The organism is Pseudomonas sp. A2, from assembly GCF_023100865.1.
GTDB lineage: Bacteria > Pseudomonadota > Gammaproteobacteria > Pseudomonadales > Pseudomonadaceae > Aquipseudomonas > Aquipseudomonas asiatica.
The window spans coordinates 229,837-252,190 of record NZ_CP039127.1 but is presented as its reverse complement, the minus strand read 5'-3'; the positions used below and the strand labels follow the sequence as shown (position 1 = coordinate 252,190).

The 22,354-nt window shown below is 61.2% G+C and carries 25 protein-coding genes; 4 read left to right on the top strand and 21 right to left on the bottom strand.

The features are described 5' to 3' along the window. Window positions 1-124 precede the first annotated feature (124 nt). A complete protein-coding gene (locus E5221_RS01135; RefSeq protein WP_015268539.1) occupies window positions 125-868 on the bottom strand; it encodes a LytTR family DNA-binding domain-containing protein in 744 nt (247 codons plus the stop codon). Window positions 869-1,165: 297 nt separating this feature from the next. Here E5221_RS01135 and argH point away from each other — a divergent pair, with 297 nt between their 5' ends. Next, entirely contained in the window at window positions 1,166-2,560 is a 1,395-nt protein-coding gene (gene argH / locus E5221_RS01130; protein ID WP_025337274.1) for an argininosuccinate lyase, read from the top strand. Between the two features lie 105 nt (window positions 2,561-2,665). Here argH and E5221_RS01125 read toward each other — a convergent pair whose 3' ends face one another. After that, window positions 2,666-3,328 carry a glutathione S-transferase gene (locus E5221_RS01125; protein ID WP_123085110.1) on the bottom strand — a complete coding sequence of 221 codons (663 nt, stop codon included), beginning with the start codon at window positions 3,326-3,328 and terminating at the stop codon, window positions 2,666-2,668. A 147-nt stretch (window positions 3,329-3,475) separates the two neighbouring features. On the opposite strand from E5221_RS01125, the gene E5221_RS01120 reads away from it, so the two are divergent. Then, window positions 3,476-3,778: a hypothetical protein gene (locus E5221_RS01120; RefSeq protein ID WP_039614276.1), complete on the top strand. Its 303-nt coding sequence runs from the start codon at window positions 3,476-3,478 to the stop codon at window positions 3,776-3,778. A 70-nt stretch (window positions 3,779-3,848) separates the two neighbouring features. Then, on the top strand, window positions 3,849-4,094 hold the full coding sequence (locus tag E5221_RS01115) for a TIGR02647 family protein (protein WP_015268535.1): 246 nt from the start codon (window positions 3,849-3,851) through the stop codon (window positions 4,092-4,094). A gap of 150 nt (window positions 4,095-4,244) precedes the next feature. On the opposite strand, the gene E5221_RS01110 is transcribed toward E5221_RS01115, so the two are convergent. From E5221_RS01110 to E5221_RS01065, 10 genes are all read right to left on the bottom strand, one after another. After that, a complete protein-coding gene (locus E5221_RS01110) occupies window positions 4,245-6,188 on the bottom strand; it encodes an FTR1 family protein (RefSeq protein WP_247846777.1) in 1,944 nt (647 codons plus the stop codon). A 317-nt stretch (window positions 6,189-6,505) separates the two neighbouring features. After that, a complete protein-coding gene (locus tag E5221_RS01105; protein WP_247846776.1) occupies window positions 6,506-6,790 on the bottom strand; it encodes an XRE family transcriptional regulator in 285 nt (94 codons plus the stop codon). 129 nt (window positions 6,791-6,919) lie between these two features. After that, on the bottom strand, window positions 6,920-7,171 hold the full coding sequence (locus E5221_RS01100; RefSeq protein ID WP_038408518.1) for a DUF3077 domain-containing protein: 252 nt from the start codon (window positions 7,169-7,171) through the stop codon (window positions 6,920-6,922). Next, complete coding sequence (locus E5221_RS01095) at window positions 7,168-7,443, bottom strand: hypothetical protein (protein ID WP_003260202.1); 276 nt, start codon at window positions 7,441-7,443, stop codon at window positions 7,168-7,170. Before E5221_RS01095 ends, E5221_RS01100 begins: the two co-directional genes overlap by 4 nt. 479 nt (window positions 7,444-7,922) lie before the next feature. Continuing rightward, window positions 7,923-9,341 carry a TolC family protein gene (locus E5221_RS01090; protein ID WP_025337268.1) on the bottom strand — a complete coding sequence of 473 codons (1,419 nt, stop codon included), beginning with the start codon at window positions 9,339-9,341 and terminating at the stop codon, window positions 7,923-7,925. Beyond that, window positions 9,338-10,213 (bottom strand): HlyD family secretion protein, encoded by an 876-nt coding sequence (locus tag E5221_RS01085; protein ID WP_039614279.1) that lies wholly within the window; start codon window positions 10,211-10,213, stop codon window positions 9,338-9,340. Before E5221_RS01085 ends, E5221_RS01090 begins: the two co-directional genes overlap by 4 nt. Then, the gene (locus E5221_RS01080; RefSeq protein ID WP_003255905.1) at window positions 10,210-10,422 is read right to left on the bottom strand and encodes a DUF1656 domain-containing protein; all 213 of its coding nucleotides are present in this window, start codon (window positions 10,420-10,422) and stop codon (window positions 10,210-10,212) included. Before E5221_RS01080 ends, E5221_RS01085 begins: the two co-directional genes overlap by 4 nt. Continuing rightward, entirely contained in the window at window positions 10,419-12,506 is a 2,088-nt protein-coding gene (locus tag E5221_RS01075; protein WP_247846775.1) for an FUSC family protein, read from the bottom strand. Before E5221_RS01075 ends, E5221_RS01080 begins: the two co-directional genes overlap by 4 nt. Then, the gene (locus tag E5221_RS01070) at window positions 12,503-12,955 is read right to left on the bottom strand and encodes a MarR family transcriptional regulator (protein ID WP_123085384.1); all 453 of its coding nucleotides are present in this window, start codon (window positions 12,953-12,955) and stop codon (window positions 12,503-12,505) included. Before E5221_RS01070 ends, E5221_RS01075 begins: the two co-directional genes overlap by 4 nt. Before the next feature lie 235 nt (window positions 12,956-13,190). After that, the gene (locus E5221_RS01065) at window positions 13,191-13,985 is read right to left on the bottom strand and encodes a tetratricopeptide repeat protein (RefSeq protein WP_102083319.1); all 795 of its coding nucleotides are present in this window, start codon (window positions 13,983-13,985) and stop codon (window positions 13,191-13,193) included. A 207-nt stretch (window positions 13,986-14,192) separates the two neighbouring features. Between E5221_RS01065 and E5221_RS01060 the strand changes: the two genes are divergently transcribed. Continuing rightward, window positions 14,193-14,756: a WYL domain-containing protein gene (locus E5221_RS01060; protein ID WP_015268527.1), complete on the top strand. Its 564-nt coding sequence runs from the start codon at window positions 14,193-14,195 to the stop codon at window positions 14,754-14,756. 143 nt (window positions 14,757-14,899) lie between these two features. On the opposite strand, the gene E5221_RS01055 is transcribed toward E5221_RS01060, so the two are convergent. From E5221_RS01055 to E5221_RS01015, 9 genes are all read right to left on the bottom strand, one after another. Beyond that, window positions 14,900-15,283 carry a hypothetical protein gene (locus E5221_RS01055; RefSeq protein ID WP_182330230.1) on the bottom strand — a complete coding sequence of 128 codons (384 nt, stop codon included), beginning with the start codon at window positions 15,281-15,283 and terminating at the stop codon, window positions 14,900-14,902. 747 nt (window positions 15,284-16,030) lie between these two features. Further along, window positions 16,031-16,402, bottom strand: coding sequence for a hypothetical protein (locus tag E5221_RS01050; protein ID WP_054573363.1), 372 nt, complete (start codon window positions 16,400-16,402; stop codon window positions 16,031-16,033). Beyond that, window positions 16,399-17,373 (bottom strand): hypothetical protein, encoded by a 975-nt coding sequence (locus E5221_RS01045; RefSeq protein WP_102083317.1) that lies wholly within the window; start codon window positions 17,371-17,373, stop codon window positions 16,399-16,401. Before E5221_RS01045 ends, E5221_RS01050 begins: the two co-directional genes overlap by 4 nt. Before the next feature lie 9 nt (window positions 17,374-17,382). After that, window positions 17,383-17,871: a type VI secretion system tube protein Hcp gene (locus tag E5221_RS01040; RefSeq protein WP_015268523.1), complete on the bottom strand. Its 489-nt coding sequence runs from the start codon at window positions 17,869-17,871 to the stop codon at window positions 17,383-17,385. A 224-nt stretch (window positions 17,872-18,095) separates the two neighbouring features. Further along, entirely contained in the window at window positions 18,096-18,959 is an 864-nt protein-coding gene (locus tag E5221_RS01035) for an ABC transporter permease (RefSeq protein ID WP_015268522.1), read from the bottom strand. Window positions 18,960-18,973: 14 nt separating this feature from the next. After that, entirely contained in the window at window positions 18,974-19,837 is an 864-nt protein-coding gene (locus E5221_RS01030; protein ID WP_061552073.1) for an ABC transporter ATP-binding protein, read from the bottom strand. 6 nt (window positions 19,838-19,843) lie between these two features. Then, window positions 19,844-20,863: an ABC transporter substrate-binding protein gene (locus tag E5221_RS01025; RefSeq protein ID WP_102083316.1), complete on the bottom strand. Its 1,020-nt coding sequence runs from the start codon at window positions 20,861-20,863 to the stop codon at window positions 19,844-19,846. 18 nt (window positions 20,864-20,881) lie between these two features. Continuing rightward, entirely contained in the window at window positions 20,882-21,781 is a 900-nt protein-coding gene (locus E5221_RS01020) for a TauD/TfdA family dioxygenase (protein ID WP_247846774.1), read from the bottom strand. Between the two features lie 199 nt (window positions 21,782-21,980). Then, window positions 21,981-22,322 (bottom strand): hypothetical protein, encoded by a 342-nt coding sequence (locus tag E5221_RS01015; protein ID WP_015268518.1) that lies wholly within the window; start codon window positions 22,320-22,322, stop codon window positions 21,981-21,983. Window positions 22,323-22,354: the final 32 nt, after the last annotated feature.

Below are 22,354 nucleotides of genomic sequence, written 5' to 3'. Positions count from 1 at the left end.
GGATCCTGTGCTTACCTGTACCGCCCAATCGCCGGCATGCCAGCTCCCACAGAAGCCGTGCAAGGCTCAAGGCTGACGCTATACCTGTGGGAGCTGGCTTGCCGGCGATTGGGCCGGTACAGGCTCAGAGGGTTTGCATCATCTTGCGCACACCGGCCACATGGCGCCGGCTGACGGTCAGGGCGTCACCGTCCAGGCCTTTCAGGTATAGCTGAAAATGCCCCAGCGGCGTGCGCTGCAAGCGTTCGATACGCTCACGGGCGACCAGGGCATTGCGGTGGATACGCACGAAGCGTTCGCCAAACTCGTCTTCCAGGGCCTTGAGCGGCTCGTCGAGCAACACTTCCCCGGCCTCGTGGCGCAAGGTCACGTACTTGTGGTCGGCAATGAAATAGATCACCTGGGGCAAAGGGATCAGCTCGATGCCTTTGCGCGTGCGGGCACTGATGTGGCTACGCGGGCCGCCGCCTTCATTGGCGGGCCTGGTGAGCGCCGCCAACTGGGCGCGGTTGGGCTTTTCGGCCTTGCGCAGGGCATCTCGCAAGGCCTGGGCCTGGAAAGGTTTGGTCACATGGCTGAGGGTACTGTCCTTGAAAGCCTCGGCACCGTATTCATCGTCCCCGGTGCAAAACACCACCGCCGGAGGCGCCTCGCGCTCGCACAGGCGAGCAGCAACCTGCAGGCCATCCAGGCCTGGCATGCCGATGTCCAGCAGGACCACATCGGGCTTGAGGCTTTCGATCAGCGCCAAGGCCTCCTCGCCGTTGGTGGCGCTAGGCTCCAGCACGGTGTAACCCTCCAGTTCGCCGAGCAGCCGGCTAAGGCGCTCACGGCCTTGGGGTTCGTCATCAACGATCAGGACATTCATAATTGCGCTGGATTCCTGAATGAGTCTCGCACAGGTATAGCGTAGACAGGTATGGTTCGAGCGACACTAAGGTCACGCTCTAGACCGGTGCGAAGGCCAAAGATTCACTCGGCCGGCAGATTCACTGCCAGTCCTCTGTCCAACTGTAGACGGTCCGTGGAACACTGCCGTTCATTCCTGCAAATCCTTCTCTATCGTTTTCCGCGCATTTCTGTCGACCAGCGCCCTGCGGCGGCCGGCCCAAACCCTGCTATCATCGGCGCCACTTTTTCGTTCACGCCTGCAATGAGTGAATCCATGAGCACCGACAAGACCAATCAGTCCTGGGGCGGCCGCTTCAGTGAGCCCGTCGACGCCTTCGTCGCCCGTTTCACCGCCTCGGTCGATTTCGACAAGCGCCTGTACCGCCACGACATCATGGGTTCGATCGCCCATGCCACCATGCTGGCGCAGGTCGGCGTGCTCAGCGATGCCGAGCGCGACACCATCATCGATGGCCTGAAGACCATCCAGGGCGAGATCGAGGCTGGCACCTTCGACTGGCGTGTCGACCTCGAAGACGTGCACATGAACATCGAGGCACGCCTGACCGACCGTATCGGCATCACTGGCAAGAAGCTGCACACCGGCCGTAGCCGCAACGACCAGGTGGCCACCGACATTCGCCTTTGGCTGCGCGACGAAATCGACCTGATCCTGGCCGAAATCACCCGCCTGCAGCAGGGCCTGCTGGAGCAGGCCGAGCGTGAAGCCGAAACCATCATGCCCGGCTTCACCCACCTGCAAACTGCCCAGCCGGTCACCTTCGGCCACCACCTGCTGGCCTGGTTCGAAATGCTCAGCCGCGACTACGAGCGCCTGGTCGACTGCCGCAAGCGTGCCAACCGCATGCCCCTGGGCAGCGCCGCGCTGGCAGGCACCACCTACCCGATCGACCGCGAACTCACCTGCAAGCTGCTGGGCTTCGAAGCCGTGGCCGGCAACTCGCTGGACGGTGTGTCGGACCGCGACTTCGCCATCGAATTCTGCGCCGCCGCCAGCGTGGCGATGATGCACCTGTCGCGCTTCTCCGAAGAGCTGGTGCTGTGGACCAGCGCGCAGTTCCAGTTCATCGACCTGCCAGACCGCTTCTGCACCGGCAGCTCGATCATGCCGCAGAAAAAGAACCCGGACGTGCCGGAACTGGTACGTGGCAAGAGCGGCCGTGTGTTCGGCGCCCTGACCGGCCTGCTGACCCTGATGAAAGGCCAGCCACTGGCCTACAACAAGGACAACCAGGAAGACAAGGAACCGCTGTTCGACGCCGCCGACACCCTGCGCGACTCGCTGCGTGCCTTTGCCGACATGATCCCGGCCATCAAGCCCAAGCACGCCATCATGCGTGAAGCGGCCCTGCGCGGCTTCTCCACCGCTACCGACCTGGCCGACTACCTGGTACGCCGCGGCCTGCCGTTCCGTGACTGCCACGAGATCGTGGGTCACGCGGTGAAGTATGGCGTGGACACCGGCAAGGACCTGGCCGAAATGAGCCTGGACGAACTGCGCCAGTTCAGCGACCAGATCGAGCAGGACGTGTTTGCCGTGCTGACCCTGGAAGGCTCGGTGAATGCCCGTAACCACATTGGTGGTACCGCACCGGCGCAGGTGCGTGCGGCCGTCGCCCGCGGCAAGGCGCTGCTGGCTTCGCGTTAAGGCCCATTGCGAGGGCTTCGCCCTCGTTCGCGGGCACGCCCGCTCCCACAGGTACAGCGTTTCTCTGTGGGAGCGGGCGTGCCCGCGAATGCCCCAACACTATTCTCAGCGTTTACCGCTGCGAATCATCTCCATGAAGGCCGGCATCGCCGCCTCCTTGTCCGCCACGATCCGCGCCATGTGCGGGTTGTCACCCATCAGCTGCAGCAACGCCTTGGCTTGCGGGAAGTCCGCCAGGAAGTCGATGTTCAGCACCTTCTTGCCCACCGCGTAGGCCAGGTCGACCGAGAAGCAGAACATCAGGTCTGCCAGGGTCAGTTGCTCACCCGCCACGTAGGGTGCGAAGCGGCCGTTACGCTTGAGCGTGGCAAAACCGGCCAGCAGATCCGCGCGAGCTTTTTCCTTTATCAGTGGCTCGACCTGCATGCCAAAGAAAGACTCGGCATAGCAGGTACGCGCCGGCAGCTCGATGTAGAGCTCGATTTCCTTGAGCAGCTCACGCACCTTGGCCTGCCCGAACGGGTCGGCCGGCAGCAGCGCCTTGCCGCCCTGGGTCTGCTCGATATAGTCGAGAATCACGCTGGTTTCGCTGAGGAAGCCGTGTTCGGTCTGCAGCACCGGCACCTTGCCTCGCGGGCTCACTTGCAGCGCCTGTGGCGCCTGGCCGCCATAGAAGGTGACTTCCTCGAAGGGCAGGCCTTTTTCCAGCAGGGCCAGCTTGACCATGTTGTAGTAGTTGCTGACCGAGAATCCATGAAGCTTGAGCATGAGGTAACAGCCTCCAGGCCGTAAGGGGTTGGCCCGGCTTTTATAGACCGTACGCCCGCCGCTGACCAGCGTCATGCGCCCCGTCAATGCCCGGGCATTGCCGCCACAGGCGTGGCACACTGTGCATCCCATCACAGGAGTACCGCCATGAGCGAGCCCACCGACATCGACTATGACGACGACGAAGCCTTCGCCGAGGCAACGCTGACCCAGGCCATCGAGAACCAGATCGAAAGCGGCGACCCGGCGGCGGCGAAAGCCACGTTCAACAAACTGACCCTGGTCGGTTACGAGCGCGAAGACATTCTCAACCTGATGGCCCATGTACTGGCCTTCGAAATTGACAACATGCTGGTGGAAGAACGCGAGTTCGACCGCGAGTGGTACGAGAACGCCCTGCGTGCGCTGCCCGAGCTGCCGCCTGAGATGGATCAAGGCGAGGACGAATAACCCGGCTACACTCGAAGATCAGGCACCGTAGAACGGTGCCGTCATCCTTGTCTGGAAGTCAGGAGTCGCCATGCCTTTTACCCCCGATCTGATCGCTGAACTGGAAGTACTTTCGCTGTTCAAGCACGACAGCAGCCAGGAAGGCATCAAGATTCACAAGAACGCTTCCCCTGCCCTGGTAGCCGCCGCGCAACGCCTGCATGAAAAGGGGCTGACCGATCAACCTGATGGCGGCTACCTGACCAGCCTGGGTCATGACGCTGTCGAAAGTGTCCAGTTGCTGCAGAACATTCTCAAAGCGCCACAGCCGGCTTGAATGGCGGTCTTGCTCAAACTTTGAAACTCGCGCGGTCCCTGTGGGAGCGGCTTTAGCCGCGAACACCGGCGAAGCCGGTGCCATACACCGCGCCGCTTGCTTCGCGGGTAAACCCGCTCCTACAGGGGGCCGCGCCAGCCTGTCAGGCGATCAATTGGCCGCTGCCCTGCGCCTTTCCGCCAGGCGCGAGCGCCCGTACAAGAACACGATGGCCAGCAAGGCCACCGCCTGCGCTGACAGCGAGTAGGCGTCGGCGTGGATCCCCAGCCAGTCGAATTCGAAGAGCGCCACTGGGCGCGTGCCCAGCACCCCTGCCTCTTGCAGCGCCTTCACGCCATGCCCTGCGAACACCACCGACAAGGCACATAGCAGCGCGGCGTTGATACTGAAGAACAGCGACAGCGGCAGCTTGGCCGAGCCACGCAGGATCACCCAGGCCAACCCCACCAGCAGCACCAGCGCCGTGGCACCACCCGCCAGCACCGCATGGTGCCCGGCTTGGCCGGCCTGCAGCCACAGGGTTTCGTAGAACAGGATCACTTCGAACAGTTCGCGGTAAACCGAGAAGAACGCCAGCACGGCAAAACCGAAACGTCCACCACCACTGACCAGGCTGCTCTTGATGTAGTCCTGCCAGGCGGCGGCATGGCGGCGGTCGTGCATCCACACGCCAAGCCACAGCACCATCACTGCAGCGAAAAGCGCCGTGCAGCCTTCCAGCAGCTCGCGCTGGGCGCCACCAACGTCGATCACGTAGGCTGCCAGGGCCCAGGTGGCGAAACCAGCCACCAGCGCCAGGCCCCAGCCGATGTTGACGCTGCGCACCGCCGACTGCTGGCCAGTATTACGCAGGAAGGCCAGGATCGCCGCCAGTACCAGAATCGCCTCCAGGCCTTCGCGCAGCAGGATCAGCAAGCCGGATACAAAGCTCAGCGACCAGCTCAGGCCATCGCTGCCCAGCAGTTTGGAAGACTGCTCGAGCTTGGCCTTGGCTTCGCTCAGGCGTTGCTCGGCCTGGGCCACGGGCAAGCCGTCCTGCAGCGACTGACGGTAGGCCATCAGCGATTTTTCGGTGTCCTTGCGCGCCTGGGTGTCGATGTTGTCCAGCGAGCTTTCCACCAGCTCGAAGCCCTCCAGGTAGGCCGCCACTGACAGGTCATAGGCCTGGTCGTGATCACCTGCGCGGTAGGCCGCCAGGCTCTTGTCCAGAGTGCTGGCGGTGTATTCGAGCAATTGCGCCGGGCCACGCTTGACCTGCGGCGGCTGGGCGCGCTGGGCGCGGAACGCCTCCACGGCCGTGGCACCTTCGCTGGCGGCGACTTCGGCCGGGGTCTGGCGGGCCAGGTCGGCGATGTTCCAGGTCTTGTCGCCTTTGCCGGCTTCTGGTTTGGCGGTGAAGCTGGCGATGTAGGCAGCCACATCCCAACGCTGGCGGTCGTCCAGCTGGTCGGCAAACGAAGGCATCTCAGTGCCATCGATGCCTAGGGCCAGGGTGTTGTAGAGGTCGAACAGGCTCAACTGGTCGAGGCGCGAAACATCGCGCAGGTTGGCGGGTGCAGGCTCCAGGCCCACGCCGGCCGGGCCGTCGCCGGCGCCAGTTTCGCCGTGGCAGATCGAGCAGTTTTGCGCATACAGCGAAGCGCCACGGGCCGGGTCCGGGGTAATCACCGGAGCCTGACTGACCTCATAGGCTACCGCCAGGCGAGCACCCAGCTGGCGGGCCTGCTTGGCAACAGCCGGGCCGTCCTGGCGCTGGTCGATGGCCTGGCGCAGCGCCTGGACGCCCTGCTCCAGGGCTGCTTGTTCAGCATGCGCAGGCAGGCCTTTGACCAAGTCGGCCAATACCGCGCTGAACTCCTGCTGCTCGCGGTATTCACCATCGTCGATCACCTTGCCGTCTTGCACGGTGGGCGGGTAGTCGGCGCCAATGTAGTCCAGCAGGTGCAGGGCCTTGGTGGCCTCGGCGGGGGCTTCGGCCAGCGCCAGGGTGCTGCACAGCGCCAGCACCGGGCCGAGCAAAATAACCGGCAGCCAGGCAAGCAGACGGGAACGGGTTTTCATGGCCAGTCTCGAAGGGAATGCGAAAGAGAACATTGTTCACTTCCACTTTGCTTCACTCAAGGGTGCTGGGCGGATTTCATGAAAAATCTTGCTACAAATCAGATGAAGAGGGGGAATGCGCTGAACCTGTGGGAGATTCTGTCTTGTGCCTTTTCTGGCCTCATCGCTGGCAAGCCAGACTCCCACAGGTATTGCACATGGCTTGAGGGAGATGCGATCGAGGTGGGAGCAACTGACTTTAGAAATTTATTTTCAAGCATTTGGTTTCAGGCTCGGAAATATCTTACGACGCCTCAGTTCGGTGCGGGTTGAAAACGGCAAGGCCTGGCCCTCATGGTCCAACCACCGATTCAGGCGAGCTTTTCCTTCACCGTGAAATCCACTTCCAGATCGGCATTGGCCAGCAGATTTACCAAGGCATCCAGGGAAAACTTGTCAATCTTCCCATTCAATAGCTCACTCAAGCGCGGTTGAGTGACATGTAGCCGACGCGCCGCATCCTTCTTAGGTAGATCCCAGGCACGCACCGTCTTGACCAAAATCCGCATCAGCTGCGAGCGCAGCCGAAGGTTGTCTGCCTCCTCTGGCGTATCAGCCAGCGCGTCCCATACAGATGCCGAGCGTTCATTCGCCATGGTTGATCACCTCTCAGTCCAGCGACCTGAATCGGGCTTTCGCCACCCAGCGGAAATATTTGATTTCAGATGTGGAAGACCATTCAGGCTAAAAGATGAGGCCGCATAGCGGCCCCAAGCGCTTGAAGGCTATTGAAGAACCTTGCTCATTCCTCGCTCCATATCATCAATCAGCGCCTTGGCCATCTCACTGAGTATCCGCGCAGCACTACCAGCAATACGGTCATTTTCCATTTCCGCTTCGGTGGTCAGGTGGCGGATACAGCCGAGCAACACCGATAACTGAGAAAAGGCATGGTTGAACGGCACATTGGGCTGCAGGCGGAACAAGTCGAAGGTTTCCACTCCTGCGGTTGCAGAGTCTCTGGGGTCATTGCTCATCGGGTCGCTCCTTGATCGTGGCGGGTTGCATGGGTGCGGTCGCACACGGCATTGATCAGGCGGCAGAGCAATCGAATATTCATGCCCATGGCATTGCGCATGTCGCCGGGAGGGTTGTCGAGCAGGACTGTGGTGGTGTGGTCGATGGTCAGGGTGATGGCGCTGATCAGCTCTTCGCAGTCTTTGGGGCTGAGTGGATCGATTAGCGAGAGCGCGGGAGGGTCGAGCAGAAGCAGATCGGTAACTGGTGGATCGGGGACGAGCTTGTTCATAATTGCATTCCCTGTGAATAACTATGAACTGCAATCCTCTTCGTCTCACAGAATTGGGTGGCAGTCGTGCGAGGGGTGAGACCCGGGCTCACAGGAAAACCCGACCAGGCGAAAGCCTGCCCGCGCACGACCACCATTAAGCGGTGCGTTCTGTGAGTCCGGGGGTCTCAATCCCGATCGCCTTGCGAGGCGACCCCGCGACAGTATTCCGGGAACACTTTCCAGCCAAGACAGCACCTTCCGACAGGTGCTGTAGGATAATTCGACAGGGCGTCCGAACTGAAGCATTTGGTTTCTGGTTCGGAAATGTCTTACAGCTCTAGAACCTAGGCGAGGGCTTTGCCCTCGATCGCCAACAAGCCAGCTCCCACAGGGTACGCACCAACTTCGAGGCATGCACAAGCCGGCTATCACAGGTGCGCCACAGGCCTCAAAAGCGGTGGGGTACCTGTGGGAGCTGGCTTGCCGGCGATTGGGCCTCAAGGCTTGGCGGTGTCCTTCCACCCCCCACCCAACGCCAGGAACACACCAATCTGCCCCTGAGCCACCTGACTATTGGCCGCCGCCAGCTGCGCGCGCATGTCGGTATAGGTCCGCGTCGCCTGCAGGTCGGCCAGGAACGATTCACGCCCCGCCTGGTAATACCGGTGCGTCTGGTCCGCCGCTTCCTTGGCCGACTTCTCCGCCTCGGCCAGCGCGTCACGCCGGTCCAGCAGGGCGCTGTACTGCGCCAGGCGGGTCTGGGTCTCGCGAATGGCGTTCAACACTACCCCGTCAAAATTCGCCAGGGCTGCCTGGGTCGAGGCTTCGGCCATGCGAATGCGGGCGCGGGTGCCGTTGGTGGGGATGGTCCAGCTGATCTGCGGTCCAAAGCCCCAGCGGTTGGTCGCCGGCTCGCCAAGGTTCTCGAGGATACCGATGGTGCCAACCTGGGCGCCAATGCTGATGTCGGGGTACAGGGCGCCGGTGGCCACGCCGATGTAGGCAGTGGCAGCGGCCAGCTGCCGTTCGGCCTGGCGCACGTCGGGACGGCGCTTGAGCAGCGCCGCGCCATCGCCCACCGGGACCAGCTGGTTCAGGTGCGGCAGCTCGGCACAATCGGCAGTGCCGGCAGGCAGCTGATCGACCGGTTTGGCCAACAAAGCGGCCAGTGTGTACATGCCGGTCTCGCGCTCCGCCTTGAAGCGTGGCAGTTCGGCGCGCAAGGATTTGAACTGGGTCTGCGAGCGGGTGACCTGGGTTTCGTCGCCACGCCCGGCATCACGCAGGCGCTGGTTAAGCTTCACGCTCTGCTCCTGCAGGTCGAGCGACTCGCGGGCAATGTGGTATTCCTCGTTGGCCGAGCACACCTGGGTGTAGGCCTTGACCACATCCGCCACCAGGGTGATGCGGGCGGTATCGGCGGCGGCCTGCACTGCGTCGGCATTGGCCTTGGCCGCCTCGGTGCCACGCTTGAAAGTACCCCACAGGTCGAACTGGTACGAAGCACTGATGATGGCTTCGCCGATGTTGGCCACCGGCACTTTCTCTGGCAGCAGGAAGGCCTCGCCCGATTCCTGCAGGCGCTGGGCGCCAAGTTTGACGCCGCCGTTGAAGCCACCTTGCGACTCAGCCACTTCGACCTGGGCGCGCGCCTTGGCAATGTTGGCGGCAGCCACGCGCAGGTCGGTGTTGGCACTCAGGGCCTGGCGCACCAGCTCGTTCAGCCGTTGATCCTGATACAGCTGCCACCAGTCCTCAGGCACCGGTGCCGATACCACGCTGTCGGCATCCTGGCGCAGCGGGCCGTTGAGGTCGCTGCGTTGCACCGCCGCGTCCTTCGGCACCTCATAGTCGGGGCCGACCATCATGCAGGCCCCCAACGACAGGCACAGCCCCGCCAGGATCAGCTGTTTCATGGGCGCTGGCCCTCGATGATCGACACCGTGGCGGTTCGCCCGGCAATCATGCGGAAGTCTTGCGGCACTTCATCAAAGGCGATGCGCACCGGAATACGCTGGGCCAGGCGCACCCAGCTGAATGCGGGGTTGACGTTGGGCAACAGGTTGGCGCCACTGCTGCGGTCACGGTCTTCGATGCCGGCGGCGAAGCTTTGCACATGGCCACGCAGGCGGGTGTTGTCGCCCATGACGCGAATGTCCACGGCATCGCCGATGTGGATACCGCCAAGCTTGGTTTCCTCGAAGTAGCCATCGACGTGGTACGAGGCGCTGTCGACGACGGACAGCACCGGGCGGCCGGCGGTGACGAATTCGTGATTACGCGGTGCTCGGTCGTTCAGGTAACCGTCCACCGGGCTGCGCACCACCGAGCGGTCGAGGTTGAGCTGGGCGGTATCGACGGCCACCTGCGCCTCGCTGACGGCAGAGCGGGCACGGGCCTCGCGGGACTGGCTTTCTTCCAGCTGTTCGGCGGCCACCAGATTGCCAAGCTTGCGGTTGCGCTGCGCTTCGCGGGTGGCCTGGGCCAGGGTTTCCTGGCGCTCGCCCAGGGTCGCCTTGGCCTGGCGCAGGGCCAGGGTGAAACGGTCCTGATCGATGGTGAACAGCACATCGCCGCGCTTGACGGTCTGGTTGTCACGCACCTCGACCTTCTGGATCAGCCCGGACACGTCCGGAGCAATCTGGATCACGTCGGCGCGGATGTGCCCGTCGCGGGTCCAGGGGGCGAACATGTAGTACACCACCATCTGCCACACGAGCACGGCGGCGAAGGTCACTACCAGCAAGGTCAGGACCACGCGGCCCAAGGTCAGCAAAGGTTTTTTCATGGCAGCATCAGGTTTCGGCAAAAGTGGTCCACCGCACCAAGCAGCACGGCATACAGGGCAACGTTGAACAACGCCCGGTGCCAGACCAGGCGGTAGAAATGCAGGCGCACCAGCACCGCGTGCACCCCGAGGAACAGCAGGTAGGTGCCAAACATCATCACCAGCAGCGTGGGCAGGAATACCCCGCTGATATCCAGTTCACCAATCACAGGGGTGCTCCGTCGAGGCCGGGGGGCAGTTGCGGTTGTTCGGCTGGCTCGAGCATCACCTCCACGCCCGGCAGCAGTGCCAGGCGCAGGCCGCTCAGTGCGTGCAGCAGGTGGGTGCGGGCATCGCCGCGCTCGTACAGCTCATCCAGGTTCAGCGCCAGGCGCGCGCGCTCCATGTTGCGCAGCAGCGCGGCCGGGGCGTGCAGGCGCTCGCCGGCATGCAGGCAGGCGGCGTAGTGCGCGCCGACTTCCTCGACTACCGTGTTCAGCCGCTCACGAGCCTGCTGCCCGGCACGCGGCATGTAGGCCAGCAGGTCGAGCAGGTTCAACCCCACCCGCAGGTCGCGCAGTGCCACGCCGCTGTCCTGCCCGGTTTGCGACAAGCGCGGCAGGTGCTGCATCAGGCGGTCGAGCATCTGCACACCGACCTGGCGGTGCTCGGCCAGGGTGGCCGGCTCGGTCATTTCAACGATGTCGCGCCAGGCGAAGCGGGTCATGCGCTTTGCCGCCAGCTCCACACCGAACGGGCGCATCACCAAGGTCCAGATGAAGGCGAACAGCAGCCCCACGGGGCCGGCGAGGTTGGAATTGAGGAAAGTGAAGAAGTCAGCATCGTAGGCGCCCTGGATGCTGATGAAGGTCGAGGTGTTGACGATGGTCAGCAAGGTACCCAGGTAGAAACGCGGCTGCACGGTCAGGGTGCCAACGCAGATGAATGGCACGGCGAAGGCCAGCACCAGCATCGGGAAGTCGTGCAGGTTGGGCAGCACCAGGAACAGGTACAGGCTGGAGAAGATGACCGACATCAGCGTCCAGAAGAAGAACCTGTAGATCTGCGGCGCCGGGTCGTCCATGGCGGCGAAGAAGCTGCACGACACGGCGGCGAGGATCACTGCACTGGCGCCGTCGTTCCAACCCAGGCCAATCCACAGGCCGCAGGCGACAACGATCGCCAGTACGGTTGAGGCCACCGAATACAGCATCAGGCCACGGTCGAAGAACGCCGTCAGGCGGCCCAGGCGCCAGTGGCGGTACACCGCGCGCCAGGGTTTGGAATCGTCGCTGCGCAGGGCATGCTGCAGGCTGCAGCAGTCCTGCCACAGGTCGGCCCATTCGGTCAGGCGGTACAGAGCGTTGGACAGTAGCAATTCGGCGCGCTGGTCGAGGGCAGCGGCGCCCGGCTGCAGGCGCTCGATCTGTTCGTGCAGGGCCGTCCAGCGGGCCACCGAGGCGCTGTCGACAGTGCCCTTGAGCCATTCGCGGGCGGCATTGAGCAACGGTTGCAACTGGGCGAACTGTGCCGGGGCGCGGCCTTCGAGGGCGACCAGGGCGTCGTCGAGGGCATCGATCACGGGCAGCAGGTGGATCATGCGCCCGCGCAACTCGCGGGCATTCTTCAGGGTGTGCGGACCGGCGCCTTCATGGCCGAGCTGGCCGATCATCAGCTCCAGCGAGTTGAAGATGGCAACCATCGCCCCGCGCATGCCGCCAACCTGGTCTGCGCTGGCTTGGCGGGCCAGGTAGGTGTCGCTATAGCGGATCGCCTCGGTGAACCAGCTACCAGTGGCACCGACTACAACCGGCGCCAGCCGGCGTGGCCAGAAGATCGCTCCGACCACCGCCGCGCAGACGATCCCCAGGCAGATTTCCTGGGCGCGGGAAGACGCCACGTCGAACACAGCAAGCGGGTTGTCGACCACCGCCAGGGCAATCATCGGCAAGGTGTAGCCGGCCAGCATCAACACGTAGTTGTTGGCGGTGCGCAGGTTCAGCGAAAGGAACAGCAAGGTGCCGGTCCACAGGGCGATGGCGATGCTCAGCAGCAACGGCGACTGCACCAGCGGTGGGACCAGGAAAATCGCCCCGCCGGCGCCGAGCAGCGTGCCCACGGCACGGTACAGGGCCTTGGAGCTGGTGGGGCCAAGGAACGGGCTGGAAACGATGTACACCGTGGCCATGGCCCAATAGGGGCGCGGCAGCTGCATGAGCAGGGCGATGTACAGGGCGATCATGGAGGCGGCAAAGGTACGCACGCCATAGAACCAGTCGCGGGCCGGGGGCACCGAGCTGAAGAAACCGTTCATGCTGCCCCGCCTGTGTTGCCCAGGCCGGCGGCTTCGAAGGCACGCAGCACGCGCAAGGCGGCTTCCAGGTCGGCCTGGTCGATGCCATGCAGCACCTCGCGGCGCAGGCGCACCAGCTCGGCTTCGATAGACTCGGCCAGGGTGCGGCCTTCGGCGGTCAGGCTCAGGGCCTTGGCGCGGCGGTCCAACGGGTCCTCGCTGCGGCATACAAGGCCGGCCTTGCACAGCTGGTCGAGCAGGCGCACCAGCGACGGGCTTTCCAGGCCGGCGGCCTGGGCCACGGCCACCTGATGCACGCCGTCACCCAGGCGCACGATCATCAGCAACGGCACGGCACAAGCCTCGGAAATTCCGTAACCGGTCAGGGCGGTATGGCAGATACGCCGCCAATGGCGGGCGGCAACCACCATGCCGCTGCTGACTTGCAGGCGCAGGAGATCAAGGGACATGACAGGAACCAAGGATATTCATAGTTTGCTAACTATCAATATACGCCTGTGCCTCCCCCTGTCGTCAACCGGGGGTGACGGATGAATTGTTGTTCATGCTGGGGTTTTGGTCTGCCTGTGCCGGCCTCTTCGCGGGTAAACCCGCTCCCACAGGTGCTGCATAGGATTCAAGCCATGCGCGGTACCTGTGGGAGCGGGTTTACCCGCGAAGAGGCCCGGACAGGCAACAGAGCATTCAGGGCTGTATCTGGTCTTCCAGCTTCATGGTCAAGGCCAATGTACTGCCCATCTGCACCGCCCGGTCACGCCACTCCTGGTAGCGGCCCTCGTCACGGCTGCTGAAGTGCACCGCCAGCTCTTCAGCCGCCTGCACCACCCCCGCAGCTGCCGCCAGTTCCAGCCAGTACAGTGCGGCCTTGAGATCAGCCTCCACGTACAGCCCGTGCATCAACCGGTAGCCCACCTCGAAACGGCAGCGTGCCTCGCCCTGCTCGGCCCCGCGCAGGAACCACTGGTAGGCCTGTACAAGATCTACCTGCCACTGCAAGCTGCCATCGCACACTTCTTCCTCGTACAGGTCACCCAGGGCAGCAGCGGCATGCAGCATGCCCCGCTCGAAAGCCTGCCGGTAGCACTCCGCCGCCTGTAGGTAAGAGGGTTCGATACCTTTGCCAAAGTAATGTTGCTGCCCAAGGTTGAACCACGCCGCGGCATTGCCTTGCAGGGCCGCCATGCGCAACAGGTGGCCGGCCAACACGGTGTCAGCACGCCAGTATTTGCCGTTGAGCCAGATCCAGCCAAGGTCGTTGAGCGCCGCCACATTGCCTTGCAAGGCCTGGCGGCGCAGGTCGACGTAAACCATCTGCAAGTCGCTGGCTTCGTCCAGGCGACTGACCAGCAGCGAGCGCTGGCTGGGCAACCCTATCCCGGCAAACAGTCGCTGTCGCCTCCCGACAGCGGCCGGTGGGGCAATGACCCGCTCGGGCAGAAGGCGGGCAAGCAGCGAATGGATATTGCTGGCAGCAGACATGTTCATCCTCATTGAACGACACACAACCCCAACCTTCGGCTGTGATGAGGCGTGATTCTGCGTGACGTAACGTCAAAACCTGTCGCGAACGATTCGGCACCAGGCAACCAAATGCGACTTCCTTGATCTGAGCAGGCTGTGGCCAATTGCCATGACCCACGCCTGCCGCCATCCTATTGCGGCAAGCCTAGACAAGGACGTTATCTTTTGCCGTTCGCCACCACTCGCGCCACCCTCAGCCGACAGTGGGCGCTGCTGCGCCAGCTGCCCAGCCGTTCCCCAGGCATTACCAGCGCCGAATTGGTCTGGCGCCTGCGTGACGTGGGCTTCACCGTCAGCAAACGCACTGTCGAGCGTGATCTCAATGAGCTGTCGCTGATATTTCCGCTGGAGCGCAATGACAAGAGCATTCCGTTTGGCTGGCACTGGTCGGCGAACGTTGCTGGCGAGTTGCGTGGGAATTTCGATCTGCAGGGTTTTTTGCGCGGTGGTTCGCTGCAGCCGGCGCAAGGTGAAGGGGTCGAGCTACAGGCCTGGGTCAGCGACCTGCTGGCCCGACAGTTGCGTGAAGCGCCGTTGAGTGTCGATATGCAGCTGACAGCGCTGGAGCAGGGCCATCGGCTGCGGGCCACCGTGGAGGATGGCTGGGGGTTGCGCTGGTGGGTGCTGAGCCAGGGAGCAGGCGTGGTGATCGAGCAGCCCAGCCAGCTACGCATGGAGATTGCCAGGACACTCGTTGAAGCGGCGGCACAGTATCAGGATGGCCATTGAGCTCAAGGCTCACCCACCAGCAAGTCTCGATTTCCCATGGCTAATAACCTGGCCTGCAATTGCGAGATGAAAGTAGAGCACAAGCCGCTTATAGCAAAGTGGCACTTTACCCCTCCAATTAATAATAAATTAAGCCGATATAATCAACTGGGCAAGCTTAAAAGCTTCAGAACATTATGGGCAACAACAAAAACAACCGTAGAAATCATTAGCCCTCCCCACGAAACTAGAATTTTAATTTTCAGATCCTTTGGAAAGCGCAATATTTCGGAAGCATCCGCAACACCTTTGCTAACAAAGACACCGGGCATCATAAGCATATTTGCGGCCAGGCAGATGCGCAACACTTTACCTAGCAAACCCGCCGATGAGAAACTTAACCGATTATCTCGTACATAACTGCATCCCGACAGGTTCGATTCAACCAAATCAAGATATCGGCAGGCTAGGTAAATCATAATACCCACACTGATCATTATCCAGAATAACAACATGGACATTCCTATTACTTCAACTGTCGATTTCATTCAATCCTCTTTCCACACACTCGCCTCCCAAGCGGATCAAACCAACAACAGTGTTCCCCCATCATCTCGGCAAGCTTCTTCAGACAAGGTGCAATGGAGCACCGCGCATCACACTGCAGCCTGCGCGCTTCCTCCAAACACTTTCTTAAAAAGACCCGAGCGCGAGGAATGCGACTGAAGAAATACACATTGTGCACCACGTTACTATAAGCAGTCTTTTCATACGCGTCGGAAAGTTCTGCAGTTGCGCCTCGTCAACCAATCCCTTGCGAGCAAATAGGTATGGCGTGCTCAGAAGTGCTGATATGGTACAGATACGCATAATCTTACCGATGATGCCTGCGTGCAAATAAAGCTTCCTATTCCCCGATACAAAACTGCTTTTTGATAGCAGACCTTCAATCTCATCAAGATATCTTATGGCGACATATATTTTCACTAAAAGCGCAACCATACCCAAGCAGAAAAAACAAATCGCGACCACATTCATCTCAAGACTGCTCACGCTTTATTACTCACCGTAAATTATTGCAAATCGCCGTAGGAGTGGTCACCTGGCAATCAGTTTCGTAAAGCCCCTACCCCATATGCAAAATGCTGACAACGACAAGGTTCGTGAGCCACAGCGAAATCAGTAGCCTTTCGATGTACTCAGTTACTGCTCGTACCTCTGGAACATCAACCAGCCCTTTTCCCCTCACAAAGTCTCTCAGGCCCAAAGAGCTTACGACTGCCACCCAAGGCAATTCAAACATAATAAAGCCAAGCCTGAAACGCCAGCATAGCTAAGACTTCAATCGTCAATGCTAGCCATAGCCCAATTAACAAAAATCTCAGCGACCTCGGAAATCTCTTTATCTCGTCGGAGTTTGCTAGTCCACGCTGTACGTAGGGGCCTGGCATTGTCAAAAGAAAGGCAATACTGCACACACGTAAAACCTTACCCGGCATACCAGCATGAAAAAAGCCTTCCTTAACGCCCTGTATATATCTAGACTTCTCCAAAAGGGATTCAGCCCTATCTAAACATGCATAAGCAACATAAACCAGGACAAGCAGAGTTATTACTCCCAAGCCAAAGATCATCAAGACAATCAGGCCAGGCTCAAACATAGTCATTCTGAAACCTTGCGATATAGGAAATCACCTGCAATTTCACCCCATCCCCCAAAGATCTCGCCGCCGACTGCTCCCCCAACCGCCCCGCCGACCACTCCGCAAACCAAAGAGCCAGGACCTGTTGTAATTCCTAGCACAAACGCGCATGCCCCGGTGGCGATTGCACCGCCATAAGCGCCCACAATACTACTTCCAGTCAAACCTAATAACAGAGAACCACCCTCTACGTACTTAGCTCTGGCACACTCCTCCTCCCGCCCCAGAGTACAAGCTTTTTTAATTTCCAGCCCAGTAGCGGCTACATCCAACGCAACCCCGATGTAGGCCCCTTTCTTGATCAGACTCGCAGCCTTCGCCACTCCCGTTACCTTCTCTGCATACCCGGATATCTCCCCAGCATTCAGATAACGCTTGGTGGAAAGCTGCAGCATTCGCTTGATCGATCCCTGATTTCGTAGACCCGAGCCATAGGCGGCCGTCCTCCCCAGCTGTTCGTCCAACGTCCTGAACAGCTCCACACGCTTGGCATAGAACTCTTCCCGCGCCCTGAACACACCACCACTCATATGCTCGCGGTGCAGTAGCTCGATCTGTTCCAGCGTCTTCTTGATTGCATCCAGATACCTGGCCCAGCCATCGCTCGCTGCCCCTGCCCCCATCGATGCATGGGCCAGTAGACTTTGCAGCATCTCGAAGTTATCCAGCATGAAACCGTCAACACCGCCCCCGTTGAGCATGATGTCGCGGTGGATGCCAGCCGCCTTGCCCATGAGAAAGGCTTCATGGCTGGTGCAGGAAGAAGTATCGGGGTCACCGACGATCACCAGTTCGCCGGCCAAGACCACGGTGTTGACGATATGCCCATTGAGCACATCGAACTTGGCCTGCTGGTTGGCGTTCATCGGTGTACCGTTCTTCAGGGTCGCGTAATTCTGCGCCTTGGGATTTATAAAGCTGCGTGCCTCGGACATGGTCGTTCCTCACGCAAACTTCTTGTTGGCAATCCGGTCCCAGCCACCGGTCACATTGCCGCCGGCACGGCCATCGGCGCGTTGCTGCCGGGTGTAGGTGGTCTTGATACGGCCGTAGTCGAGCTGGATGATTTCAGTCGGCACGCCGGCATGCGCGCTTTGTGCATAGTCGGCGATGATCACTTCTTCGAGCACCACTTCGTAGTATTTGAGCTTGTCCCCACCGGCGCGGCAGACAACCAGCCTCACCTCCTTCAGGTGCTGCCCGGCGCAACTGGCTTCGAGCAGTTTGCAACTGGCGTTGTCCAGGTACTTGGTGAAGGTGAGGTTGCTCAGGGTGGTACGCCCGGAAGTGGCGCCGCCTGCGGAACTGGCGGTGGCGGAGGCGCTTTGGCTGCTGCCGAACGTGTAGCCAAGGATCTCGATCCAGTTGCTGTATTGCTCGTCCTTTGCTTCGCCAGCGATTTCCGCGATTTGAATATAAGCGTCGAAAGCCATGGTTACTGTTCCTTGTAAACAATTGAGCGGAACAGGCTAGGCACGGAAAAACTCCAACGCAATCGTTCTGCGGAGATCGATGCTAATTTAGGAATTTTCTTACAAGTTATACGACAAGTCGGCTTGAAAATATTTGAAAGTGTTTCAGAGCTACGCCATTTGGGCGGACAACATCAGCCCGATCACCGGCAAGCCGACGATCGGGCCAACCAAGCACATGCGCGTCAGCGCTGCATCCCCCAGCGGCGAACGGTCAACCGCTCCAGGGTATTGAACACCAGCCCTTCCACCAGCAAGCCGATCAGGATCACCACCGCCAACCCGGCAAACACCTTGTCGGTGTACAGCTCGTTGCGGTTCTGGAAGATGTACCAACCCAGCCCGCCTTTGCCACTGCTGGCCCCGAACACCAGCTCGGCAGCGATCAGTGTGCGCCAGGCGAACGCCCAGCCGATCTTCAGCCCCGACAGGATCGACGGCAGCGCCGCCGGCACCAGGATATGCAGCACCAGCCGCAGCCCTTTCAGGCCGTAATTGCGCCCGGCCATGCGCAGGGTCTCCGACACGCCGAGAAAGCCCGCATAGGTGTTCAGCGCCAGCGCCCAGAGCACCGAGTGCACCAGCACGAAGATCAGGCTGTTGTCGCCCAGCCCGAACCACAGCAAAGCCAGGGGCAGCAGGGCAATCGCCGGCAACGGGTTGAACATCGAGGTCAGGGTGCCCAGCAGATCGCGCCCAAGCTGGGTCGACACCGCCAAGCTGGTGAGGCCGAAGGCCAGGATGATTCCCAGCAGGTAACCCTTGAGCAGAATCACCAGCGACACGCCAACCTTGGCCGGCAACTCACCGCTGACCATGCCGTCCCACAGCGCCGTGGCCGTCTGCAGGAAGGTCGGTAGCAGCAGATCGTTGCCCTGGTAGCGGGCAATGGCCTCCCACAGCACGGCGATCACCAGCAGGATGACCGCCTTGCGCAACCAGCCGTGCTGCCACAGGCGCTGAGCCAACGGCAGGTTGCGCTCCACAGGCACACTGAGCAAAGGCTCCAGCTGCACCTCGTATTCCTGGCGTACAGGTGTAGTGGTCATGGCTGAAGCTCCTGTCAGTAGGCGATACGGATATCGTTGAAACCAAGATCGTCGGGCTGTTCGGGGGCATCCACCTCATCGAACAGCAAACGATGGATGCGCCGGGTACTGGCCTGGAAGTCGCTACCACCCAGGCTGCCCAGGTCGTACTGGTGGCTGTGCACTTCGGCACGCACCCGCCCCGGGTGGGGCGACAGCAGCAGGATGCGGTTGCCGACCACCAGCGCTTCTTCGATGGAGTGGGTAACGAACAGCAGGGTAAAACGCACCTCCTCCCATAGCAGCAGCAGTTCTTCCTGCATCTTGCGCCGGGTCAGCGCATCAAGTGCCGCGAACGGTTCGTCCATCAGCAGGATCTTCGGCTGCGTGGCCAAGGCCCGGGCAATCGCCACGCGCGCCTTCATACCGCCCGACAGGGTGTGTGGGTAGGCATCGGCGAAGGCGGCCAGGCCGACTTTTTCCAGGTAGTGCAGTGCCCGCTCCTCGGCCTCGGCGCGTTTCAGCTGGCCCGACACCAGCAGAGGGAACATGACGTTCTGTTTCACCGTCTTCCATGGCGGCAGCTGGTCGAACTCCTGGAACACCACGATGCGGTCGGGGCCCGGACCGCTGACTGGCTGACCTTGCAGCAGAATCTGCCCCTCCTGGGGCGAGATGAACCCGGCCACGGCCTTGAGCAAGGTGGACTTGCCGCAGCCGGAGGGGCCGAGCAGCACGAAGCGGTCGGCACGGTCGACTTCGAAGCTGACCTGGTGGGTGGCCCGCACCACGCGTTGCGCGGTGCGGTATTCGAGGCTGAGGTTATCCACCTTGAGCAAAGGCGGCGTTGCGACACGGCTCAGGTTGCTGGCCGTGTGGCCTGGCAATGGGGCAGTCATGATTGGTCAGCTCCCCTGCAGCGGGCGTTCATCCTGGAAGAAGTAGTCCTTCCACGATTCCGGCTTGTGCTTGATGGCGCCTACCCGATAGAGGAAGTCGGCCAACTTGTAGGTGTTCTTTGGCGTGACGGTGAATTCGTACTGCGGGTTGTCGATCAGTCTGATCAACGTGTCGCGGTCGATCTTGGCCTTGGTCACGCGGATATAGGTGTCGGCGGCGGCCGCCTTGTCCTTCTGGGCGAAGTCCGCGGCTTCGGCCAGCGCATCAACGAAGGCCTTGTAAGTCTTGGGGTTGTCCTTGCGGAATTTTTCAGTGGCGAACAGCAAGGTCGGCGAGTTGGGGCCGAGCAGGTCGTAGCTGTTGAGTACAACGTGCACGTTCTTGTTGGCGAGCACCTGGTCCTGGAACGGCGGGTTGGAGAAGTGTCCGTTGAGTTCGGTGCCGCCGGCCAGCAGCGCGGCAGTGGCATCCGGGTGCGGCACGGCCAGGGTGTACTTGTCGAGGCGGTTGTATTCCTTGTCGCCCCATTGCTGGGCGGCGGCGTACTGCAGGAAGCGCGACTGCACCGATACACCTACCGCCGGTACGGCGATGCGGTCCTTGTCGGAGAGGTCGGCAATGGTCTTCACATTGGGGTTGCTGCTGACCAGGTAGTACGGGAAGTTGCCCAGCGAGGCCACGGCCTTGACGTTCTGTCGGCCCTTGGTGCGGTCCCACACGGTCAACAGCGGGCCGACGCCAGCGCCGGCGATGTCCACCGAACCGGACAGCAGTGCGTCGTTGATAGCCGAACCACCCGACAGCTGGGCCCAATCGACTTCGATGTCGATGCCCTGCTCCTTGCCATGTTTTTCGATCAGATGCTGGTCACGCACTACGTTCAGCAGCAGGTAGACAATGCCGAACTGTTCGGCGATGCGAATCTTGCCTTCTGCTTGCGCCGCGGCGGGGGCTGCCAGGCTGCCGACGACAAGGCTTGCGCCCAGGCCGATGCTTGCCGCCAGGCGGCTGATGGATTTACGCATGATGGGTTTCCTCAGTCGTCAGAACGGGGCATCGCCCTGGATGGTGGTGCGGTAAAGCTTGCGCCGCAGGTGTGCGGGGCAGCCGGTGGCCAGGTGGATCAGCGAGCGGTTGTCCCAGAACACCAGGTCGTGAGGCTGCCACTGGTGGCGATAGATGTTCTGCTCCAGCACGCTCAGGGCATACAGCTGTTGCAGCACGTCGCGGCTTTCGTCACTTGGCAGGCCGACGATACGGGTGGTGAAGCCTTCGCTGACGAACAGCGCCTTGCGGCCGTTTTCCGGGTGGGTACGCACCACCGGATGGATGACTTCCCGTACCTGCGCCAGCTGCTCGGCGGTCAGGGTCGGGCGCCAGTTGCCTTCGAACTTGGTCTCGGCGTAACGGGCGGTGTAGGAGTGAGCGGCACTGCGGCCCTCGACCACCTTGCGCAGGGCCGCGGGTACGACCTCCCAGGCTTTGTGCATATCGGCGAACAAGGTATCGCCGCCCTCGTCGGGCAGTTCCTGGGCATGCAGCATGGAACCGAGGCTGGGCAGTTCCTTGTACGACAGGTCCGAGTGCCAGAACTTGCCGGCATCACCCAGGCCGATGTTCTGGCCGTTCTCGATGATGTTGGAAACGATCAGGATTTCGGGGTGGCCGGCGAGCAGGAACTGCTTGAGCACATGGATCTGCAATGGACCAAAACGGCGGCTGAAGGCGATCTGCTGGTCAGGGCTGATGCGTTGGTCGCGAAACACCAGCACATGGTGGTCGAGGTGGGCGCGATGGATACGGGCAAAATCCACGGCGTTGACCGGCCTGGCCAAGTCCAGGCCGATGATTTCGGCACCTACAGCACCGGAAAAAGGGCGGATTTCGAAGCGTTGCGGCAGTGCGCTGTCGATGATCGACAAGGCGTTCGAGGCGGCTGACATTTTTCACTCCCACGCAGTGCGCGACTTCAATGGCGCGCAACGATCAGAAACGCACGGGGATTTCCCGTGTGGGTTCAAGTCGTGCGGCGCATCGATTGGTCGACGGGTACGCAGTGGAAGCGACTATAAAGTCATAAGAGTTTTATTTTAAATACCGATAAAGAATAACCATAGCACGGCTGTCAGAGGCGGTGCGCAATCAGATCAATCCGCCCTGCTCTTCCTCATCGATGAGGTTGTTCAGGCTGCTGAGCGCCTTGCGCGCTGTAGAACGGTTGAGCAGCTTGGCCTGTGCACCGGGGGGCAGGTCGGTGATCTTGAACACACCCTTGGCGGTCAGCACATCGATCAAGTCCTCGAGCACGCGGATCATGTCGAGATCGCTTTGCTTGAGCTGGTTGAGGCTGTTTTCCACGACGTCATCGGCAAACCATTCCTGGATATCGGCATGGTCGGCGGGGAGCATTTCGGTGAACTGGTCAAAAGCGGCTGCTTCGACCCGCTGCAACTGGCCAGCGGCATCGCGTTGCACGTAGAACATGGCGGTGTCCCTCGTCACATTGGTTCCTGGGT

Excerpts from the sequence above, each read along its gene's own strand:
- E5221_RS01125 (WP_123085110.1), bottom strand. The coding sequence starts at position 3,328 with ATGCTCAAGCTTCATGGATTCTCGGTCAGCAACTACTACAACATGGTC.
- E5221_RS01105 (WP_247846776.1), bottom strand. The coding sequence starts at position 6,790 with ATGGCGAATGAACGCTCGGCATCTGTATGGGACGCGCTGGCTGATACG.
- E5221_RS01045 (WP_102083317.1), bottom strand. The coding sequence starts at position 17,373 with ATGTCCGAGGCACGCAGCTTTATAAATCCCAAGGCGCAGAATTACGCG.
- E5221_RS01050 (WP_054573363.1), bottom strand. The coding sequence starts at position 16,402 with ATGACTATGTTTGAGCCTGGCCTGATTGTCTTGATGATCTTTGGCTTG.
- E5221_RS01065 (WP_102083319.1), bottom strand. The coding sequence starts at position 13,985 with ATGTCTGCTGCCAGCAATATCCATTCGCTGCTTGCCCGCCTTCTGCCC.
- E5221_RS01115 (WP_015268535.1), top strand. The coding sequence starts at position 3,849 with ATGCCTTTTACCCCCGATCTGATCGCTGAACTGGAAGTACTTTCGCTG.
- E5221_RS01070 (WP_123085384.1), bottom strand. The coding sequence starts at position 12,955 with ATGTCCCTTGATCTCCTGCGCCTGCAAGTCAGCAGCGGCATGGTGGTT.
- E5221_RS01040 (WP_015268523.1), bottom strand. The coding sequence starts at position 17,871 with ATGGCTTTCGACGCTTATATTCAAATCGCGGAAATCGCTGGCGAAGCA.
- E5221_RS01100 (WP_038408518.1), bottom strand. The coding sequence starts at position 7,171 with ATGAGCAATGACCCCAGAGACTCTGCAACCGCAGGAGTGGAAACCTTC.
- E5221_RS01095 (WP_003260202.1), bottom strand. The coding sequence starts at position 7,443 with ATGAACAAGCTCGTCCCCGATCCACCAGTTACCGATCTGCTTCTGCTC.
- argH (WP_025337274.1), top strand. The coding sequence starts at position 1,166 with ATGAGCACCGACAAGACCAATCAGTCCTGGGGCGGCCGCTTCAGTGAG.
- E5221_RS01055 (WP_182330230.1), bottom strand. The coding sequence starts at position 15,283 with ATGAAATCGACAGTTGAAGTAATAGGAATGTCCATGTTGTTATTCTGG.
- E5221_RS01020 (WP_247846774.1), bottom strand. The coding sequence starts at position 21,781 with ATGTCAGCCGCCTCGAACGCCTTGTCGATCATCGACAGCGCACTGCCG.
- E5221_RS01090 (WP_025337268.1), bottom strand. The coding sequence starts at position 9,341 with ATGAAACAGCTGATCCTGGCGGGGCTGTGCCTGTCGTTGGGGGCCTGC.
- E5221_RS01035 (WP_015268522.1), bottom strand. The coding sequence starts at position 18,959 with ATGACCACTACACCTGTACGCCAGGAATACGAGGTGCAGCTGGAGCCT.
- E5221_RS01025 (WP_102083316.1), bottom strand. The coding sequence starts at position 20,863 with ATGCGTAAATCCATCAGCCGCCTGGCGGCAAGCATCGGCCTGGGCGCA.
- E5221_RS01030 (WP_061552073.1), bottom strand. The coding sequence starts at position 19,837 with ATGACTGCCCCATTGCCAGGCCACACGGCCAGCAACCTGAGCCGTGTC.
- E5221_RS01085 (WP_039614279.1), bottom strand. The coding sequence starts at position 10,213 with ATGAAAAAACCTTTGCTGACCTTGGGCCGCGTGGTCCTGACCTTGCTG.
- E5221_RS01075 (WP_247846775.1), bottom strand. The coding sequence starts at position 12,506 with ATGAACGGTTTCTTCAGCTCGGTGCCCCCGGCCCGCGACTGGTTCTAT.
- E5221_RS01135 (WP_015268539.1), bottom strand. The coding sequence starts at position 868 with ATGAATGTCCTGATCGTTGATGACGAACCCCAAGGCCGTGAGCGCCTT.
- E5221_RS01120 (WP_039614276.1), top strand. The coding sequence starts at position 3,476 with ATGAGCGAGCCCACCGACATCGACTATGACGACGACGAAGCCTTCGCC.
- E5221_RS01110 (WP_247846777.1), bottom strand. The coding sequence starts at position 6,188 with ATGTTCTCTTTCGCATTCCCTTCGAGACTGGCCATGAAAACCCGTTCC.
- E5221_RS01015 (WP_015268518.1), bottom strand. The coding sequence starts at position 22,322 with ATGTTCTACGTGCAACGCGATGCCGCTGGCCAGTTGCAGCGGGTCGAA.